Genomic DNA, 14,987 nt, shown 5'->3' on the forward strand with positions numbered 1-14,987 from the left:
AAATTAAGCAAAGCCTTATTTATTTAATGCATTGAAACTTTATAGTTTAAGCATGAGTTACCCATTCATGGTCATAATCGTATTCTTTGTAATTTCCTTTGAATACAACGCCTTTTACAACTAACTTTTCATCCAGTATAACTAAATCGGCAATATATCCTTCTTTGATTCTGCCGTATTTATCATCTATGCCCATAACCTGAGCAGGGTAGAGCGAAGCCATTTTTAAAGCCTCTTCTACTGTAGCACCAACTTCATTAACTACATTTCTTACAGACTGACTCATAGTTATAGATGATCCTCCTAAAGTTCCGTTATCATCTATAAGTCTGTTGCCGTCTCTATGTATTTTTTTACCAGCCCAAATATATTCTTTTATATCTGAAGCTGCAGGAGCTATGGCATCAGTTACTATACATATATGACCTGTTTTTAATTTGTAAGCAAGTTCTACAGAAGCAAAATCACAATGTACTCCGTCACATATTAAACCGGCATACATGTCTTTTGTTTCAAGTACAGCACCTACAGCACCCGGCTCTCTTGAACCCCAAGGACGCATAGCATTGAATAAGTGAGTGGCAAAAGTTATGCCGTAAGGTATTTTTTCTTTTATTTCTGTATAAGTACCATTAGTATGGCCTACAGATACAACCTTTCCAGCCATAGCAAATTCTTCTATAACTTCACCATCAACCATTTCCGGTGCTACTGTTACCATTACGCATTTTGAGGCATTGATTTTATCTATCATTTCCATATTAGGTTCTCTTATAAATTTATCATTATGAATACCTCTTTTTTCATGAGATATATAAGGTCCTTCAAAATGTATGCCTAATACGCCTATTACTGATAAATCTTCTATACTGTTAAACAAGTCTATTATTTTTATCATATATTCATCGCCGTTTGTAATAACAGTCGGCAAATATGAAGTACAGCCGTATCTTTGACAAACTTCATTCATATTTTTTAATGTTTCTATAGAAGGATCAGCATTAATGTCATATCCTCCTATACCATTAACCTGCAAGTCTATATATCCAGGAGCAACTATTTTTCCTCCTAAATCTATTCTTGTAATAACAGCATCAACATCAATTTCTTTTTCTACACTTTTTATAACATTATTTTCTATAACAATACAATGTCCTTCTATAAACTTTTCACCGTCAAATATTTTGATATTTGTAAGTGCATAATAAGATTTATAAAGACCTTTGATAAGTTCTTTAGGGTGTAAACTCTTGCTTTCCAAACTTTTAGCATATTTATAAGTTTTTACTCTTAAATCACTGCTTGATTCTTCATCGGCAACAATTATAAGTTTTTTATGCTCTTGCAGTACAGAAGTAGGGTAGAATTGGCTTATAGCTCCTTCAACACAATGAGCTAAAGCATCGGATACATCATATCCGTTCGCCATGACAAGTATATATTTAGCATTAAAGGCTTCTTCAAAACCTAATGTGAAACCTTCTCTTGGGAACATTTCTATAGGCATATTGAATTTTTTGGATTCATAGCTTCTTATTATTTCACTTATTTTTTTATCTCTTACGCTTCCATCTAATGATGAGCTTGGAGTATTAAGCAAGAAACTTCCATCTTCAGCTAAATTATCTATTAATAAAGTGATATTGCCTAATTCTTTTATTAGATTAGCCATTCTCCTAGCTTCTTCTTTTCTATTTGCTACACTGCTGTCAAATAAATGAACATTTTCTTTAGGTATATCTATAAATTTTAAGAAATTATCTTCTAAATATTTTTGTGATATATTTGAATCTATATATTCACCAGATGAAACTATATGAATATTTTTGAAAGATACTATATTATCATTGTAGAAAGATAATAATTTTTGATAATATGATTTATTGATATATCTTAAAGGAAAAGATAATACAAAAGGCTTGTCTTTATCTGAATAGTCTAATATACATTTTACAGTATAATAAGCAGCCCATTCATAAACGCTTTCATTTGTAATAATGATTCTCATGTATATTCTCCTTTTATTTTATATTTTTTTCTATTTTCATAAATACGGTTTGACTTGATAATCTCAAAGATGATTCATAATCAGCTATAACAGTAACATCACTATGTTTTTGCAATTTGCTTAAAGGCGAAGAGTTGCTTATACCGTATTCTAAACAATCTCTCAAAGAGCATGAATTATTTATTCCAGATGATGTTAATAAAACTGTATCAACCATATCTATAAATCCCATACCCATACTAAATACAGTTGTAGGTACTTGGCTTTCATCTTCAAATTTATATTTAATTTCATTTATGGAATGATCGCTTAAAGTTTTTATTCTAAATAATGAAGATAATGATGACATTCTTTCATTTCCTGCAGAAGTTGAATCAGCAGTAAGCGAATACCATATAACATCGAATCTTCCTATTTTGTTTATTATATCAAGCTGTCTATCCATTTGAGATTCATCGCCTTTTCCGTCAAATAAGAATACATTTTCTTCAGGTATATCTATTTTTGAAAGCAAATTTTCTTTTAAAAAATATGCCTTACTGTTTTTATCTGTCGGAGAAAGCCCGATATATTCCGATTGCTGAAATATAAATATATTTTTGAAATTAATTTTATAGTTTTTAACATTTTCTACTATTTCTTTATATATATCTTTAGTATCATCCTGACTCGAAACAGAAATATAAAGTTTTTCTTTTTTTTCCTGTTTTTTTTCTAAGAAATTTAGAATATGTTTTGCTGTGAATACGGTATAATCTCGATATGAATCAGCTATATATATATTCATTAATAAGTCCTTTATAATTAATAAAAATTAATCTGAACTTATTATAACACTTTCCCTATTTTCTGTATATAGTATATTGTTTATTTTATTTGTATTATCTGAAGTATTTATATAATCTTCTATATTTATATAGTAGTCTTTATTTCCTACTTTGAAATTCAAACTTGTACTATTAAAATTTCCAATAGTTATATTAGGATTTAAAATATTTCTTCTCATAGCTACTGGTACATTATTTTTAGGCATTGTGCTTACTATTATCCAAGGTTCAAATTTCTTAACATTTTCTCTAGTTGATACTTGTGCTGTATATAATTTATTCTGTCCTATATTGGTTTGAATAACATTATATTCTAATTCATTTGATGAAAGTATTTGTATATATGTGTAAGAGTAAGCTCCATCTATAATGAATTTATTGGACTCATTATCAAAAGTGATTGGAAGTTTTGAGTTTACATTCCATTTATATTTATATCCATAAACATGATATTCTCTTGTTATATCAGGTAATGCTTCAATATCTTCTTTTACTACTAAAATATTAGGCTTTAAATAGTAGAATCTTCTGTCATAGTTTTTAAGATTTATTGGGTATGTATATCTTTGATTTGCTTTAGAATGAGCATAGAACATCTTATAATAATTAGTGATATTTTCTATATAAGAGTAACTGCCCATATTTTCTTCTATTTTACTTCCATCTATTGATATGCCATTATGAAAATCTGCATCTTTGAAAATAGTATAATTATTAGAATCAAAGTTATAACCTAATTCATCTATTATAGAATCGCCGTAATTATAATATACAAAACTCATTCTGTCATTATGATTAAGTCCGAAAGAATCATCTGCATTTCTTCCTTTTGCATATACTGCTAAATAAGGAGCATTTAGAGCTTTTATATTTTCATTATAAATAGCTGTTTGTATTTTTTTTAAAAGTAAAGTCTCGTATTGAAAATCGACATTTGAATTTACATTATCTCTTAGATAATAATTATTCCACATCAATGCATAAGGAAGATATTTGATATCAGCAGCTTCGCTTTGGGCAAATACGGCATAATTTTTATATAAAGGATCAGCGCACATTTTACTTAAAAGTTCCATAACTGCATTTCTAGCACCTGTATCAAATCTTAATTTGCTTCTATTATATATAGCTGTATAACCTATAGGCAATGTGTAGCCTGAAGGATATCCTACTATTGATAAATATTTTCCTATATTTCTAAATGATTCTAAAGTGAAAGCATCAAATATACCTACATTTTTTAATGATAATGCATAAGTTAGTATAGGCATAATAGTATCAAATGCTTCACTTATTGAAGATTTAAAACTTCCGTCACTTTCAAACATAGAAAATACCATGCTGTTTATATAGTTCATAGAAAAATAATGCCAATTTCTAATTTGATCCTGATTAACATTTTCATTAAGCATGTTTATTGCTATTAATCCTAATGTTGTAACATATTTGATTGTGTTTTTATTTCTATATTCTGAAGGATTTTCTACTATATAATTATAAAGTGTTTCTCCGTATTTTATAAATTCCTGCTTCATTAATACTATTTCTTCAGGAGAAAACTCATCATACATTAAATCAAACGGCATAAGCAAAGAATTAGCCAATATATTAACAGCATCTATAATATTATAATTTTCTATTTTTGTTTCATCTAGGTTTACTATATCCCTTATCATCTGCTTTATTTCGTATTTTAATAAATTATTATTAGGTTCAAAAGCAGCCTTCAAAGACATAATCATAGTATGAGAAGGCAGATTTTCAAAATATAATTTATTAGTATCATCAGTTGATGAATATGCTATGTTGTTAACAGACCATTTACCCATATTTGCTGAAGTATATGATTTGAATGCATTTATATTTCTTAAAAGTACAGAAGGCTGCAGTCTATTTTGTTTGTATAATAAATTGTATAAAACTTCAAAAGTTTGTTTATCTATAAATACAAAAGGTCTTGGTATATTGAAAGTTTTATTTGTTATAGGTATGATTTTAGTACTGCTGTCATCTATAAAGAAATGATAAATTTTTCTTAAATTTGTATCTCCGTTTTCATCGAAAGCTATATACCATTTACCGTTTTCTAATGTATTAGTTATAGAGAAGAAACTATTATTTCTTAATGTATATTCATAACGTGTTGTAAATGAAAGCTCTTTAGATATTGATATTCTAGTAAGAGTTGTTCTTTTATTTATCATAACGAAAGGAGGATTGCTCTTTGCTATATGTCCGCTTTCAGGAAGTATCAATGCTATATTTTCTCTTGATTTTATTTTGTCATCATATTGATTAATTGCAATTTTTACTTTATCTTTTGTATCAACATTTCCTATTGTTTCTATACTTACGGATAATTTATCCAATTTATCTTTCTCTAATGGAGGATTGAAATTTGTAGCATATAATGTTAGGTTTATATTTCTATTAACTAATGGATTTTCTATAGAAAGTTTTTTTATTATGTTGTTTTCTTCTACTTCTATGTTTAATTGTATAGGTATATTATCAGAATCTATATTATAAGTTAATGATATTCCTTCATTTATTTTTACGCTTTTTCCATATTTTAAATTTATAAATTTAGGATACTGTTTATTATATTCAGGATATGTAATAGTATAAGAATTATCTTTTTTATCGTAAACGGCTTCTATCTCTCTATCTACTACTTTTTTTTGAGAGCATGATAATATAGGTATTATCAATAATGCTAATATAATTCTTATAAGCTTTTTCATTATTCTTTTTATCCTGTCTTTTATTCCATTCTAACTCTATGCAAGCCTCTTAAATAGTAAGTGATATCTTGTATGTTTTTATCTATCATCTGCTTATATTCATCGGGTATATTCTGATCTCTTATAAGTTTGAACATTTCAAGTCCTTCCTGTAAGTTTCCGAACAAACTTATTCTTGCGGCATTTCTTAATATTCTTTTATATTTAGAATAGTAAGTGTTTTCAGGCATATTATCAAAACCATAAGTGATTACAAGTTTCTTTTCATAATCATCTATATCATCTAAAAGCTTCATTCTCATAGTAGGTGTTTCACTGGCTGGTCTTAATTGAGATTCAGGCTTAGCCAATTTAGCACTTTCTTTAGGAGCTTCAACTTTAACAGTGATATTAGGCTGCTGTCCTTGAGGAGCTTGTCCTATTTGCTGAGTAGAGTCAGGAGAAGCCACTATAGCTTGTCCGCCTGCTGGAGGAGTATATCCTTCATTAATTTCTACGCGGCTGTTTTCTATTTTATCAATGATAGTGAAAGGTCTTTTACTTAGATTTTCATCTTTTGTACTTTCAGAATCTTCCAATCTATTTTCAACAAGAGTTTCTAATTCTTCAGAAGCTTTATTTAATCTATCTTCTCCTTCAGATAAAACAGATACAGTTTCTGATTTTTCTTCAAGTTCAGCTTCTTCTCTTTCTTTTTCTTTCTGCTCTCTGTAATCGTCCATAGCAGCACATAGTAAAGTTGCTAATTTAGTAATTCCTTCTTCTGTTTTAGCATTCATATTTGAGAAGAAATCACCGTTGTTAGAATCTTCATCTTCATCATCAGCTGTTATATAACTTTTTCTCATTGTAGAAGCTATGTCTTTAGCAGAACTTTTTATATCGCCTCTTATTTCTTTAAGTTTTTCTTCTTCTTTTTTTAGCAATTCTCTTTTTCTATCTAATGCTTTTGATTCTTTTTCTATCTGCTTTAATATTCTTAAATTTTCTTTATACTGATCTTTATCTTCTTTTGAAAGTTTATTTGTATTTTTCTTAGCATTTTTTAAATCAGCTACAGCCTCTTTTAATTTTGCTCTTAATTCTTTCTTTTCATGTTCTGATTCTAATAATTGTTCTTTTAATGCTTTAATTTCTTTTAGAGCTTCTTTATCTGTTTTGGCAGTTTTTGAAGATATTTCATTTTTTGATTTTAAAGCTTCTCTTGCTTTTTGTTTTAATTCTTCATTTTTTAATTCTATTTTTCTTTTTTCTTCTTCTAGTTTTTGATTGGTTTTTTCTAATTTTTCCAATCTTTTTTGAAGTTTATTTATTTCAGCATTACTAGTTTGAGTTCTAGCAGGTATAGATTTTTTTGATTCTAAATCTTCTATTATTTTTTTATATTTGTCTTCTATTTTTTTCTTTTGTATATCTACTACTTTTTTATATTTTTTATTTAGTTCAGCTATTTTTTCTTCTGATTGCTGCAATTTTAATTTTAATTCTTCAGACAATTCTTTGTATGAAATTCTGCCAGTAGATTTTTCTTCTGCTGTTTTGGATGCAGTTTTTTTGGTGTCTAAAGTTTTTTTAGTAGTTTGTTTTTTAATATCTTTCTTTTTTACAGCCATTATAAAGTACCTGCCATTGTATTATATATATTATAATCCTTATTAGTATTAACGGAAAAAATTTAAATTTACTAATAAAAATATTTTTTTTATTAACATAATACCATATTTCTAAAATAAATTTAAGAGTTTTATGCTTGAAAAATATTTTGTATGATGTTATAATTTTTAGCAATAAAATCGTATTTATAATATAAGAAATTAATTTTAAGGAAAAATATATATGAACGCTTTACTAACTTTAGGAATCGTAGTTTATTCTATAATATGTGTACTATTAATATTGATAATTATCATACAAGGTGGTAAAGCAGAAGGTTTATTTTCAAGTGCTCAGGCTAATGTTTTGGGCAGTCAGAGAGGAAATGCTTTAAGTAAGGCTACTACTTTTCTTTCTACTATATTTGTAGTAGGCGCATTACTTATATCTGTTGCTATAAGTACTCAAAAAACTGCTTTTGAAAATGTTACAAATACTCCTGCTAATACTACAACTACTCAGCAGCAGCCGGCAGCTCCATTAACAGCACCTACCAATGCTGCTCCTATAGAAAATACAAATACTGTTTCTAATCAATAAATATAATTATCTAATTAATTAGATTGAAAATATATAAATAAAAAGAACTGTTTATAAAATAGCAGTTCTTTTTTATTTTTGCTTATTTTTGTAGTATATAGTGAAAATTTTTAACTTTTTGTTGTCTTTTTCCCTCGACTCAAAGAACTTTATATCCTCGATAAACTTAGATACGCTTCGCGAAAGTGCAAGTATAAAATTAGTAACAAATCATATTAAAAATTGTTTTACATATAAGATAATTTATCCCATTTAAGTTCAAATGTACCCCTTCGCCGAAGGCGGGCTAAAGACCAAGGCAAGTGGTGGTGTGGTGGCTAGTTCCCACAAATAATAAAATAATTTTTGACAAAATATAGTTGTTTGCTATAGATCAATATTTTATTTTGATTTTTTTGGTATTTATACTGTTTGTTTTTACTAGATTATTATCAAATTGCAGTATTATTTCTAGTTTATTAGCTTCTTTCCAATAATTTTTATCAAAGTTAAGATTGAATCCTATCCTTTGACCTACAGGGAATCTTATATTATTAAAAGAACGGTTTCCTGAAAATATTAATTTTCTATATTTGTATAATGAGAAAGAAGTTCTTAATACTTCTACGCTTTCAGAATTAGTATAATTAGAATTTTCAAGTTCTATAGTTGTTATTATGACATCATCAATGGACTGTGCTTTATTAATTTTTACTATTATATCAGTTTTAGGCTTTAAAGCTTCAAATAGTGGTATATTATTAAAGAATCCTTTTTTATAAAGAAGCATACCAATTACAGCTAATGTGAGGAAAGTTCCGTATAAAAACATGAACCATCTTCTAGCAAATATGCTTACTTCTCTTTTAGGAGCAGGTGGCTTTACCTCTCTTTTAGCGTAGAATTCTAATTCTTTTTGTTTAGGGTCGTAAACTTCTCTAGGCAAATTTATATCCTTTTTAGTATTTTGTATGAAATATTTGCCAAATCTTTAGGCTGAATATAATCATTTCCAAATTTTTTGGATAATATATTAAAAGATTTAGACTGTATTGTCAATGCCAATTTTGAAGCCTCTAATATATTTAATTTTCTAGCAAGCAATGCCCCTATAAATCCTGCCAAAACATCCCCCATACCTGCTTTTCCCATAGATTCTCTAGGATTATAATTTATATATATATCATTTTCATACATTAAGAAACTTACAGCATCTTTTAATATTATTGAAGCATTAGTTTTTTGTCTATATCTTAATAATGCCTGATATGGATTTTCTAAAGCTTCTATATGATTGATTTGTGTAAGTTTTTCAAATTCATATATATGAGGTGTAATTATAAAATTGTTTTTAAGTTCATTAAGAGTGCTTTCAAACATTAAATATAAAGCATCAGCATCTATAATAGTAGGTATATTTATTTGCTTTAATATACTGTTTATAAAAATTTCAGTAGACATATCTCTGCCTATACCTGAACCTATTATACAAACATCGCTTTTATTTATATCATTTACTATTTCAATATCATTTTCTGTGAAGAATTTTTGATTTTCTTCTCCTATACCTATAATAACAATTTCAGGCATAGAAGACATTACAGCATCTCTAATATTTTTTACTATACCATTAGGTACATATAATCTTATATATCCTACACCTAATCTATAAGCGGCATTTGCAGCTAAAACAGCAGCCCCTATATAATTATCACTTCCTGCCACTATAGCAAGCATTCCCTGTTCTCTTTTGCTGTATAGTGAGTTTCTATTTATATGTATTTTTTCATTATAGTCTATTAATTTAGCTTTATATCCCCAACTATCTAGTATTTCATTTGGGAATATTGATTTTATTATGAATAATTTTCCTATATATTCTCTAGTTCTATATAAGAAGAACATATCTTTAGCAAAGCATATTGTATAAGTTTCATGAGCTTTAAAACATGTATGTATATTGTCATAATCATTTATCTTTGAAGCTAGCCCTGAAGGTATGTCTATTGCTATTCTAAGAACATCTAATTTATTTAAGCAGTCTATAAGAGTTTTTTGTATTCCTTCTAAAGGTCTGTTTCCGCCTGTTCCGAATAATGAATCCAATACTATAGATTTTCTTTCTATATTTTCAACAGCGGATATAGCATCTTCCTCGCTTCCTAAATAATTAATATCTACATTCATAGATTTTAATATATTAAAATTAGTATAAGTATCTTTATTAACTCTATCAAGATTTCCTGTAATATATATTTTAACATCATATCCATTTTTTATTAAATATCTGGCTATAGCGAGTCCGTCTCCGCCATTTCCTCCAACAGATGAAAAAATATAAACAGTTTTTGTATATAATAATTTTCTATGTCTTTTTACAAGCAAATAGAAAATTTCACTGGCTACATGCTCCATTAAAAGTATGGAAGGAATCTTTTCTATTGTTTTTTTATCTATATTAATTAGATCTTCTGTAGTTACAACTTTCATTTTGTTATTCCTAATGTTTCCTTTATGATCTCAAAAATGGATAAAACTACATTTTCATTTAATTGACCGTATTTTATGAGTTCATTATATGTAGTATTTATTGTATTATTATCATTTAAAATTTCCATATATGTTTCTTGAGGTATGATATTTGAATTGTTTTTAAATACATTCAAATCATAATATGCTGATAATTTTAATGCCCATAAAGCATGATTATATTTATTATCATTTGTTAGTATAGGATAAACATATATATAAGATTTTGATAATGTATTATTCAAGTATTTTATCTCTTTTACAGAGTAAAAATCAGGAATATTTCTATATGATATAGTACTTCCTTTTCTTATAACATTGCTTATTTTAAATTTGTCATTATTATATGCATATATTAAAGGCCAATATGTAGCATCTCCATATAAAGTTTTTGCTATATCCCAATAGTACATATCTTTTGAAGTTACATATGATAAATTTGCTGAATCTATTTGATTAAAATATTCATTAACTATATCATAAAGCTTTCTGTTTTCTATATTATTGCTTGATATTACTTTATTGCTGTTATAGTATATTGATGATACTATACCAATTATAAATATTACTATTACTATTATTATTACTCTTATAATACCTACAAGTAATACATTTTTTCTTTTTACATTGTTTTTATCCATTTTTTTATTTCCTGATTTTTTAATATTAGTGTTTAGTGTTTTATTATTGTTATTATTTAATAATTCTTTTTGTATATTTATTTCTAATAAATTATTATTTTCCTCTTTTTCTTCTTCTTTATCCTCCTCATTATTAGGTGGAGTATCATTACTAGATTCTAAATCTTCCTTATCAAAATGATTAATATCCAATAATTCTTCTTTAGAATATTCTTTCATTTCAGGATAATCATTGTTTTTATTATCGGATATATTATTGTTAATTTTTGATTCTTCTAATTTTTCTGATTCTTCGGATTTATTTTTTATATCTTCTTTTTCATTTAAATTTTTTATCATACTATTTAAATCTATAGAATTATAATTTTTCCATATATTTCCTACAACATTATTATCTATAGATTTATTTTCTTCTTCTTTATTTTCTTCTTCAGAAATTTCAATTATTTCTTCAATTTCTTCTTTTGTATTATAATTTACATTTTTATTTTTTATTTGACTATCTAACTCATATAATATATCTTCTACAACTTCATTATTATTTGATTCTTTTATTTTATTTTTTAGAGTATTATCAGCTTCGAAATTATTTTTTGAAAAAGTACCAAAGTTTTTTATATATACATCTTCTTCTTTTGATATATCTGCTATATTTTTAAATATACTTTTATATATTGATTTTTCCAGAAAAATATTTTTTATATTGTTATTTGTAACATTTAGAGATTCTAAAGATTCATCAAAATTTTCATCATCTTTGTTTAATATAATATTATTATTTTGATCTAAACTTAAGATACCGACTTTATGAATATAGAATCTGTTTTTATCTATAATAGAGGATGTTATTTTTGAGAATAATTTTTGAATAATGTTTTCAGCTTCATCATTTTCTATATTGAATTCATTTGATATATTTTCTAGCAATTTATTATTAGTGTTAAGCATATATTATACCCTGAATTTTTTATAATATAATTGCGAATTATATATCAATTTAGAATAAATAAAAGCCTAATTTTTAATAAAATTAGGCTAAAATAAAATATTTTATTTATAGATATTCTTTCAACCATTCTTTTAATTGAGCTTCATTTTTCATACCTTCAGCTCTTTTAACCATTTCTCCGCCTTTGAATACCATTAGAGTAGGTATAGACTGAACACCGTATTTAGCAGCCACTTCTTCAGCATCATCAACATTAACAGCACCAAAATTCATTTTATCAGAATATTGATCTGCTACTTTATGTAATACAGGAGTTTGCATTTTACAAGGTCCGCACCATTCAGCAAAAAAGTCAACTAATATAGCTTTATCTCCTTTTATAGCTGCTTCAAAATTATCTGTTTTTAATTCTTGTACTGACATATTTGTTTTACCTCGCTTATTTTATAATTTACTTTATGTAACTTAGTATACTCTAACTTTATTAAAAGTCAATAACTTTTTTAATTTTTTTATATATACCCATATATAGTATATATGGTTTGACTTTTTAATTTGTTGGTGTATAATGAGTATTGTTATTATACGTATACTTATTATAAGGATTATCACTATTGGAAAATCTGCATTATTTATTAATGAAAACCAATTCTATATTTGCCCGTAAAATAATGTACGAGGCTAATAAAATAGGACTTACATCAGGACAGCCTAAAGTTTTGTATTTTTTATCTAAATTTAAAGAAGCAGATCAAAAAACTATAGCGAATTATCTTGAAATAGAGCAAACAACTGTTGGAAGTATATTGTTAGGTATGGAAAAAGCAGGTCTTATAGAGAGAAAACAGCATGAAGGAAATAGAAGATCTCTTTATGTTTCTTTGACTAATAAAGGTAAAGAAATTTCAAAGTCTATGCTTGATATTTTTGAAAAAATAGAAAATGAAGCAATAAAAAATATACCAAAAGATAAACAGGAAGAACTTAAAAGTTTATTAGCGGAAATATGTAAATCACTTACAGATAATGGAGTCGAATGATGAAAAAAGAAATTTTCAAAAATCATTTTATTGAGAGATGTATTATATTTTTGATAGGGCTTTATTTGATGTCTTTAGGAATAGCATTTTCAATTAAGGCATCATTAGGGACTTCTCCAATTTCAAGTGTACCATATGTTACAAGTTATATATCAGGACTTTCGGTTGGAGAAACTACAATTATTATCAATATTTTATTTATAATAATGCAAATAGTTATTTTAAGAAAGAATTATGATTTATTTCAGCTTTTTCAGATACCGGCATTAATTTTATTTGGAATGATGATAGATTTTTCACAGTATTTGATAAAAGATATCACATATACAAATTATTTACAGCAATGGATTTTATGTATAATAGGAATATTAATGGTTGGCATAGGGGTAAGTATAGAAGTTATGGCTAAATTAGTTACTACTCCTGGAGAAGGATTAGTATTAGCTATATGTAAAGTCTTTCCTGTAAAATTTGGAAATACTAAAATAGCTTTTGATGTTACGTTAGTGTTAATTTCTCTAACTACTATTCTAATATATTTAGGACATTTAGAAGGGGTTAGGGAAGGTACTATTATAGCAGCAATTTTTGTAGGCTTTATAGCAAAATTAGTAAGCAAGCCTTTGAAAGTTTTGGAAGATAAATATTTAATTGAAAAAAGTGTTTAAATATAAATATTTATCAATTTATTTTTGAAATAAGTATAATATATCTCTATTATGATTTACTATTAAAAAATGTTAAAATAAAAAGCCCTATTTATAATAAATAGGGCTTTTATTTTATTAAAAATATTAATTATATTTTCTTGAATACTATAGAAGCATTATGTCCACCGAAACCGAAAGAATTGCTTATAGCATATTCTATCTTGTAATCTTGAGCAGTATTAGCAACAACATCTAAATCGCATTCAGGATCTTGTTCTTCTACATTGATAGTAGGGTGAACTTTACCTTCAATCATACTCATAATAGTTGCAATAGCTTCTATACCGCCTGCAGCACCTAATGCATGTCCTGTCATAGATTTTGTAGAGTTAATTTTTATCTTTTTAGCATGATCTTCGCCTAAAGCCTTTTTAATAGCTTTTATTTCTGCAATATCTCCAACAGGTGTAGAAGTACCGTGAGTATTAACATAGCTGATTTTATCAGGTGAAATTTTAGCACTTTCAATAGCTAAAGACATAGCTCTTGCTCCCATAGCACCATCTTCTAAAGGTGCAGTGATATGATTAGCATCAGCAGTAAATCCATAACCGCAAACTTCAGCAAGTATATTAGCATTTCTTTTCTTAGCATGTTCATACTCTTCAAGTATTAATATACCAGCTCCCTCAGCTATAACAAATCCATCTCTTCCTTTATCGAAAGGTCTTGATGCTTTAGTAGGTTCATCATTTCTAGTAGATAAAGCTCTAGCATTATTGAAACCAGCTATAGTAAGAGGATTAATAGTAGCTTCAGAACCTCCAACTACCATAATATCAGCTTCATTATCTTTAATATGTTTATAACCTAAACCTATAGAGTGGTTTGAAGAAGCACAAGCAGTAACTGTACTGTAATTAGGTCCGTTCATACCATATTCCATAGATATTAAACCAGGTGTCATATTTATTATTTGCATAGGTACAAAGAAAGGTGATACTCTGCCAGGTCCGTCATTAAGTAAAACTTGATGGTTAGATAAAAGAGTAGTCATACCGCCAATACCGCTACCAAGAACACAACCGGCTCTTAAAGGATCAAAGCCTGTTTTAGGTTCTATACCAGCCTGCTTAAATGCATGATGAGCGGCATATATTCCAAAATTAATAAAAGGGTCTAATCTTCTTAACATTTTTTTATCAGAATAATAATCGCCCTCAACTGGTAAAGCTTCAGCACCGATTTTGGTAATAAGCTGCTCTTTTTCAGGATCGAAATATTTACTTAATGTTTTTATACCTGAAACACCATTAAGTAAATTATCCCAAAATGTTTTTACATCATTTCCTAGAGAACTTACTATTCCAAGCCCTGTAATTACAACTCTACGTTCACTCATATATAAAACTCCTATGATTTTGAAC

General features: G+C 27.0%; 12 protein-coding genes. 3 read left to right on the forward strand and 9 right to left on the reverse strand.

Annotated features, from left to right (window positions below):
- Positions 1-46: 46 nt before the first annotated feature.
- The 4 genes from nagA to BRSU_RS03405 are packed head-to-tail and all read right to left on the reverse strand — an operon-like array spanning position 47 to position 7,192.
- On the reverse strand, positions 47-2,008 hold the full coding sequence (gene nagA / locus BRSU_RS03390) for an N-acetylglucosamine-6-phosphate deacetylase (RefSeq protein WP_048593791.1): 1,962 nt from the start codon (positions 2,006-2,008) through the stop codon (positions 47-49).
- Positions 2,009-2,021: 13 nt separating this feature from the next.
- Positions 2,022-2,795, reverse strand: a complete 774-nt coding sequence (locus BRSU_RS03395; RefSeq protein WP_048593792.1) for a sugar phosphate isomerase family — start codon at positions 2,793-2,795, stop codon at positions 2,022-2,024.
- Between the two features lie 27 nt (positions 2,796-2,822).
- Positions 2,823-5,579: a hypothetical protein gene (locus BRSU_RS03400; protein ID WP_048593793.1), complete on the reverse strand. Its 2,757-nt coding sequence runs from the start codon at positions 5,577-5,579 to the stop codon at positions 2,823-2,825.
- 20 nt (positions 5,580-5,599) lie between these two features.
- Positions 5,600-7,192: a coiled-coil domain-containing protein gene (locus tag BRSU_RS03405; RefSeq protein ID WP_048593794.1), complete on the reverse strand. Its 1,593-nt coding sequence runs from the start codon at positions 7,190-7,192 to the stop codon at positions 5,600-5,602.
- A 223-nt stretch (positions 7,193-7,415) separates the two neighbouring features.
- On the opposite strand from BRSU_RS03405, the gene BRSU_RS03410 reads away from it, so the two are divergent.
- Positions 7,416-7,772 carry a preprotein translocase subunit SecG gene (locus BRSU_RS03410; RefSeq protein ID WP_048593795.1) on the forward strand — a complete coding sequence of 119 codons (357 nt, stop codon included), beginning with the start codon at positions 7,416-7,418 and terminating at the stop codon, positions 7,770-7,772.
- Between the two features lie 373 nt (positions 7,773-8,145).
- On the opposite strand, the gene BRSU_RS03415 is transcribed toward BRSU_RS03410, so the two are convergent.
- The 4 genes from BRSU_RS03415 to trxA form a co-directional block, all read right to left on the reverse strand.
- Positions 8,146-8,697, reverse strand: coding sequence for a hypothetical protein (locus tag BRSU_RS03415; protein WP_048593796.1), 552 nt, complete (start codon positions 8,695-8,697; stop codon positions 8,146-8,148).
- Between the two features lie 2 nt (positions 8,698-8,699).
- Complete coding sequence (locus BRSU_RS03420; protein WP_048593797.1) at positions 8,700-10,241, reverse strand: NAD(P)H-hydrate dehydratase; 1,542 nt, start codon at positions 10,239-10,241, stop codon at positions 8,700-8,702.
- A complete protein-coding gene (locus BRSU_RS03425; protein WP_048593798.1) occupies positions 10,238-11,869 on the reverse strand; it encodes a LysM peptidoglycan-binding domain-containing protein in 1,632 nt (543 codons plus the stop codon). Before BRSU_RS03425 ends, BRSU_RS03420 begins: the two co-directional genes overlap by 4 nt.
- Before the next feature lie 106 nt (positions 11,870-11,975).
- Positions 11,976-12,293 (reverse strand): thioredoxin, encoded by a 318-nt coding sequence (gene trxA / locus BRSU_RS03430; RefSeq protein WP_048593799.1) that lies wholly within the window; start codon positions 12,291-12,293, stop codon positions 11,976-11,978.
- A 215-nt stretch (positions 12,294-12,508) separates the two neighbouring features.
- Between trxA and BRSU_RS03435 the strand changes: the two genes are divergently transcribed.
- Both BRSU_RS03435 and BRSU_RS03440 read left to right on the forward strand, forming a co-directional pair.
- The gene (locus BRSU_RS03435; RefSeq protein ID WP_048593800.1) at positions 12,509-12,910 is read left to right on the forward strand and encodes a MarR family winged helix-turn-helix transcriptional regulator; all 402 of its coding nucleotides are present in this window, start codon (positions 12,509-12,511) and stop codon (positions 12,908-12,910) included.
- The gene (locus BRSU_RS03440; protein WP_048593801.1) at positions 12,910-13,578 is read left to right on the forward strand and encodes a YczE/YyaS/YitT family protein; all 669 of its coding nucleotides are present in this window, start codon (positions 12,910-12,912) and stop codon (positions 13,576-13,578) included. The genes BRSU_RS03435 and BRSU_RS03440 overlap by 1 nt, the downstream gene beginning before the upstream one ends.
- A gap of 130 nt (positions 13,579-13,708) precedes the next feature.
- Here BRSU_RS03440 and fabF read toward each other — a convergent pair whose 3' ends face one another.
- Complete coding sequence (gene fabF / locus BRSU_RS03445) at positions 13,709-14,962, reverse strand: beta-ketoacyl-ACP synthase II (RefSeq protein WP_048593802.1); 1,254 nt, start codon at positions 14,960-14,962, stop codon at positions 13,709-13,711.
- Between the last annotated feature and the right edge of the window lie 25 nt (positions 14,963-14,987).

It is taken from the genome of Brachyspira suanatina, from assembly GCF_001049755.1.
Lineage (GTDB): Bacteria > Spirochaetota > Brachyspiria > Brachyspirales > Brachyspiraceae > Brachyspira > Brachyspira suanatina.

What these genes read in the sequence shown, in the direction of transcription:
- BRSU_RS03420 (WP_048593797.1), bottom strand. Translation starts at nt 10,241, where the DNA reads ATGAAAGTTGTAACTACAGAAGATCTAATTAATATAGATAAAAAAACA.
- trxA (WP_048593799.1), bottom strand. Translation starts at nt 12,293, where the DNA reads ATGTCAGTACAAGAATTAAAAACAGATAATTTTGAAGCAGCTATAAAA.
- BRSU_RS03410 (WP_048593795.1), top strand. Translation starts at nt 7,416, where the DNA reads ATGAACGCTTTACTAACTTTAGGAATCGTAGTTTATTCTATAATATGT.
- BRSU_RS03395 (WP_048593792.1), bottom strand. Translation starts at nt 2,795, where the DNA reads ATGAATATATATATAGCTGATTCATATCGAGATTATACCGTATTCACA.
- BRSU_RS03440 (WP_048593801.1), top strand. Translation starts at nt 12,910, where the DNA reads ATGAAAAAAGAAATTTTCAAAAATCATTTTATTGAGAGATGTATTATA.
- BRSU_RS03400 (WP_048593793.1), bottom strand. Translation starts at nt 5,579, where the DNA reads ATGAAAAAGCTTATAAGAATTATATTAGCATTATTGATAATACCTATA.
- BRSU_RS03425 (WP_048593798.1), bottom strand. Translation starts at nt 11,869, where the DNA reads ATGCTTAACACTAATAATAAATTGCTAGAAAATATATCAAATGAATTC.
- nagA (WP_048593791.1), bottom strand. Translation starts at nt 2,008, where the DNA reads ATGAGAATCATTATTACAAATGAAAGCGTTTATGAATGGGCTGCTTAT.
- BRSU_RS03435 (WP_048593800.1), top strand. Translation starts at nt 12,509, where the DNA reads ATGAAAACCAATTCTATATTTGCCCGTAAAATAATGTACGAGGCTAAT.
- fabF (WP_048593802.1), bottom strand. Translation starts at nt 14,962, where the DNA reads ATGAGTGAACGTAGAGTTGTAATTACAGGGCTTGGAATAGTAAGTTCT.
- BRSU_RS03405 (WP_048593794.1), bottom strand. Translation starts at nt 7,192, where the DNA reads ATGGCTGTAAAAAAGAAAGATATTAAAAAACAAACTACTAAAAAAACT.